The organism is Williamsia sp. 1135 (assembly GCF_002095395.1).
GTDB lineage: Bacteria > Actinomycetota > Actinomycetes > Mycobacteriales > Mycobacteriaceae > Williamsia.
On sequence record NZ_MJEI01000018.1, the window covers coordinates 1 to 3,762 of the forward strand.

6 protein-coding genes are annotated in these 3,762 nt (G+C 63.0%); all 6 read right to left on the bottom strand.

The features are described 5' to 3' along the window. Window positions 1-23: 23 nt before the first annotated feature. Window positions 24-962: an IS3 family transposase gene (locus tag BFL43_RS00125; protein ID WP_084889697.1), complete on the bottom strand. Its 939-nt coding sequence runs from the start codon at window positions 960-962 to the stop codon at window positions 24-26. Beyond that, window positions 959-1,249, bottom strand: coding sequence for a transposase (locus tag BFL43_RS00130; protein WP_084889699.1), 291 nt, complete (start codon window positions 1,247-1,249; stop codon window positions 959-961). Before BFL43_RS00130 ends, BFL43_RS00125 begins: the two co-directional genes overlap by 4 nt. A gap of 423 nt (window positions 1,250-1,672) precedes the next feature. Beyond that, window positions 1,673-2,050 carry an Lsr2 family protein gene (locus BFL43_RS00135; protein ID WP_084889701.1) on the bottom strand — a complete coding sequence of 126 codons (378 nt, stop codon included), beginning with the start codon at window positions 2,048-2,050 and terminating at the stop codon, window positions 1,673-1,675. Window positions 2,051-2,354: 304 nt separating this feature from the next. After that, window positions 2,355-2,513 (bottom strand): hypothetical protein, encoded by a 159-nt coding sequence (locus BFL43_RS28745; RefSeq protein ID WP_168176489.1) that lies wholly within the window; start codon window positions 2,511-2,513, stop codon window positions 2,355-2,357. A gap of 58 nt (window positions 2,514-2,571) precedes the next feature. Further along, the gene (locus tag BFL43_RS00140) at window positions 2,572-3,510 is read right to left on the bottom strand and encodes an IS3 family transposase (protein WP_084889697.1); all 939 of its coding nucleotides are present in this window, start codon (window positions 3,508-3,510) and stop codon (window positions 2,572-2,574) included. Continuing rightward, window positions 3,507-3,762, bottom strand: a 256-nt coding sequence (locus BFL43_RS00145; RefSeq protein ID WP_084889703.1) for a transposase, incomplete at its 5' end; no start/stop codon positions are given. The genes BFL43_RS00140 and BFL43_RS00145, both read right to left, overlap by 4 nt.

The following is a 3,762-nucleotide window of genomic DNA, read 5'->3' on the forward strand; positions in this document are numbered from 1 at the left end:
CCCCCAAATCGTGGAGGACTCCTCTATGCGGCTTCGGGCTCCGCGACTGCAGCGTTCTCGTAGTCGATGGGGCTGACCATCCCAATCGTGGAGTGCCGGCGGACGTGGTTGTAGAAGCCGTAACACCAGTCAAGCACACCGGCCTTGGCTCCGGCAAGAGTCTCGAAATCGTTGCGTGACAGTACCTCCCACTCCAGGGAAGAGAAGAACGCTTCGGCAGCGGCATTGTCGAAGCATGACCCGACGCGGCCCATCGACTGACGGAGTCCCATCCGACGGCACAGCTTGGTGAACTTGTTGGAGGTGTACGTCGACCCGCGGTCACTGTGGAAGATGACCCGTTCGGACTCCTCGTCACGCCTTATGGCCTGCTTACCGCCTCGGGTGGCCACCGCCATCTCGATTGCTGCACACGCGAGCGGTGCGTCTGGATGCACGCTGGTGGCCGCACCCAGCAATCGGCGGCTGTAGAGGTCGATCACGGTCGCCAGATACAACTTCCCGGCCGCAGTCGGGATCTCGGTGATATCGCCGACCCACTTCTCGTTCGGACGCGTCGCGGTGAAGTTCCGGCGCACCAGATCCGGGAACTTCGGTGCCGTCTTGTCCTGCCGGGTCAGCCCGTTTCGGCGACGGATCCGGCGTGCCACCAAACCCTGCCGGCGCATCGAATCCGCGACCGTCTTCTCGCTCACTGTCCACCCGTCCTCACGCAGGTCCACGTGCAGCCGCGGGGAACCATGCAAGCCCCGCAATGTCATGAACTTGACCTTGACTGCGCGGTCTACCGTGTCGCGCCGATAGTCACGCGCGGTATGCAATCCTGTTGCTGCACCCGGCTTTTGAGAACGCTTGAACCACTTGTAGAACCACGCCATACTCACGCCAAGCAGCGCGCACGTGACCGTATGTGGCACTCGATAGGTGGTCCTCTGCTCTGCGATGAAGCGGGCCAGCATCACTTCGTCGCCTCCTTCACCCACAGGACCACCGATCGTTTTAAAACATCGCGCTCCATCCGCAACTCGGCCACCTCGGCACGCAACCGCTTGAGCTCGGCAGCACTATCGCCGCTCGCCTCATCCTCGCCGCCGCGCTCGGCGCGCGCACGGTTGACCCAGTTGCCCAGGGTGCCCTCGTTGACCCCCAGATCGCGCGCGACCTGGGCGATCGGTTTACCCGTCTCCTCGACGATCCGGACCGCCCCATCACGGAACTCCCGGTCGTACTTCTTCCGCTTCTCAGACATCGTGCTCCTCATTATCGATGCCTCTACGGTTTGGGGGGAACCTCAAACGGTGATCGTCAACCAGCAGGGCGGAACCCGCGGTGGCACCTACATGTCCTTGGGCGGCGACCGTCCGCTCAACATCGGCCAGTGGTATCTGTTCGCCACCAATGCATTGCCGTCGGAAGGCTGGTTCACCACCATCCCCGTCTACGGGGACGTCAAGATGACCGAACAGCAAGCACGTGACCCCTCCTCCACGCCACTGGCCGCCGCCTCCGCAGCGCACAGCGACAACCTCCGCGGTGTGCCCCGATCCAGCGTTGCTCCCAGTGAGACACCATCGCTGACCTTCCCGATCCCCAACCGGGCGACGAAAACCCACCTCCCTACTCACCGCCGCAACCGACTCCATAGACAGCGCGGGCGGTCACGCAAGACCTGTCAGTGCGCTGCTTCGAACTCTTCTACGATCGCGCGCGGGATGCGGCCGCGGTCGGAGACCTCGTAGCCGTTCGCGCGTGCCCACTCGCGGATCGCCGACAGTTGCGCTTTGTCGCCGCCCGTGACGGCTGCGGGGGTGGCGGCGAGAGTGGGGGCGGGAGCCTGCTTGTTGGTGGAGCGCTTTTGCCGGCCTCCGATCTTGGTGGCCTTGTCGATCCACTTCTGCATGTCCTTGTCGAACTTTTCTGCCGACTTGCCACCGAGATCGAGTGAATAGTCCACACCGTTGACGGTGAACGTTTCCACGATCACTTCCGAGGGATCCAGCTCGGATCCGTCGAAGTCGTCGGTGATGTGCTCAATGGTCTTGCGTGCCATGGTGACGGGCCTTTGCTGGTGGCGGCGCGATCAAAACGCCGGGTGAATGCTGTCGTAGATCGTTCGACCGAACATACCGCCGTCCGGTGGTGTACACCGAACTGGGGATTCTGAGCGCAGCACCGGCGTGCTAAGTCGACACCGGGTTTTCGCACGAATGTCGGCAGCCTTTAGCCATATCCACTCCGCTGACACGCGCGCGCGTGGCGAGGAGGGCATCAGCTGACACACCCAACATCTGACCTTCGACCCCCGGGTGGCTGGCTACGGAATGGGTCGAGGCCGACCGTCAGCCCGACGGAGGCTACACGGCAACCTGAACCGACTCGATATTCGACGAGCACGATCCCAGGGTCAGTCCACGCAACTCGTCATCTTCGACGGTCTCCGGAATCCGCGTGACCAGGTACCGCAACATCTCGTCGGCAAGACCGGACACATTCGTCAGAAGCTCCGTTGCCACAACCCTCACATCGACATTGCCTCGGTCTGTGGTTCCCCCCAAATCGTGGAGGACTCCTCTATGCGGCTTCGGGCTCCGCGACTGCAGCGTTCTCGTAGTCGATGGGGCTGACCATCCCAATCGTGGAGTGCCGGCGGACGTGGTTGTAGAAGCCGTAACACCAGTCAAGCACACCGGCCTTGGCTCCGGCAAGAGTCTCGAAATCGTTGCGTGACAGTACCTCCCACTCCAGGGAAGAGAAGAACGCTTCGGCAGCGGCATTGTCGAAGCATGACCCGACGCGGCCCATCGACTGACGGAGTCCCATCCGACGGCACAGCTTGGTGAACTTGTTGGAGGTGTACGTCGACCCGCGGTCACTGTGGAAGATGACCCGTTCGGACTCCTCGTCACGCCTTATGGCCTGCTTACCGCCTCGGGTGGCCACCGCCATCTCGATTGCTGCACACGCGAGCGGTGCGTCTGGATGCACGCTGGTGGCCGCACCCAGCAATCGGCGGCTGTAGAGGTCGATCACGGTCGCCAGATACAACTTCCCGGCCGCAGTCGGGATCTCGGTGATATCGCCGACCCACTTCTCGTTCGGACGCGTCGCGGTGAAGTTCCGGCGCACCAGATCCGGGAACTTCGGTGCCGTCTTGTCCTGCCGGGTCAGCCCGTTTCGGCGACGGATCCGGCGTGCCACCAAACCCTGCCGGCGCATCGAATCCGCGACCGTCTTCTCGCTCACTGTCCACCCGTCCTCACGCAGGTCCACGTGCAGCCGCGGGGAACCATGCAAGCCCCGCAATGTCATGAACTTGACCTTGACTGCGCGGTCTACCGTGTCGCGCCGATAGTCACGCGCGGTATGCAATCCTGTTGCTGCACCCGGCTTTTGAGAACGCTTGAACCACTTGTAGAACCACGCCATACTCACGCCAAGCAGCGCGCACGTGACCGTATGTGGCACTCGATAGGTGGTCCTCTGCTCTGCGATGAAGCGGGCCAGCATCACTTCGTCGCCTCCTTCACCCACAGGACCACCGATCGTTTTAAAACATCGCGCTCCATCCGCAACTCGGCCACCTCGGCACGCAACCGCTTGAGCTCGGCAGCACTATCGCCGCTCGCCTCATCCTCGCCGCCGCGCTCGGCGCGCGCACGGTTGACCCAGTTGCCCAGGGTGCCCTCGTTGACCCCCAGATCGCGCGCGACCTGGGCGATCGGTTTACCCGTCTCCTCGACGATCCGGACCGCCCCATCACGG